Origin of the sequence: Flagellimonas alvinocaridis, from assembly GCF_004916895.1 — a bacterium.
Lineage (GTDB): Bacteria > Bacteroidota > Bacteroidia > Flavobacteriales > Flavobacteriaceae > Flagellimonas > Flagellimonas alvinocaridis.
On sequence record NZ_SNTZ01000085.1, the window covers coordinates 1 to 458 of the forward strand.

The window sequence follows — 458 nt, forward strand, 5'->3', positions numbered from 1 at the left end:
TTTATACACGTCTTTTTTTAGGAGGTCTACAGCCATTATGTGGCATAGGAGTTACATCCCGTACGAAAGTTAATAATATACCACTTCGACGAATAGCCCGTAATGCTGCATCTCTTCCGAGACCGGGKCCTTTTATCATGACTTCTGCTCGTTGCATACCTTGATCGACTACTGTACGAATAGCATTTCCAGCTGCCGTTTGRGCAGCAAAAGGTGTCCCTCTTCTTGTACCYYKAAATCCACAAGTAYYRGCCGAAGACCAAGAAACCACCCGRCCTCTTACATCTGTAACAGTCACAATKGTATTATTGAAAYTTGCTTGAACATGAATAMCTCCCTTTRGTATTCTACGTGTATTCTTACGTGAACCAATACGTCCATTCCTACGCGAACCCAYTTTTGGTATAGTTTTTGCCATATTTTATCATCTCATAAATATATAGATATATGGATATATC

At 40.3% G+C, this 458-nt stretch carries 1 protein-coding gene; it reads right to left on the reverse strand.

What is annotated here, in order from left to right; all coding sequences use genetic code 11:
• Window position 1: 1 nt before the first annotated feature.
• Window positions 2–418, reverse strand: coding sequence for a 30S ribosomal protein S11 (gene rpsK / locus EZV76_RS17965; protein ID WP_136567705.1), 417 nt, complete (start codon window positions 416–418; stop codon window positions 2–4).
• Window positions 419–458 lie beyond the last annotated feature (40 nt).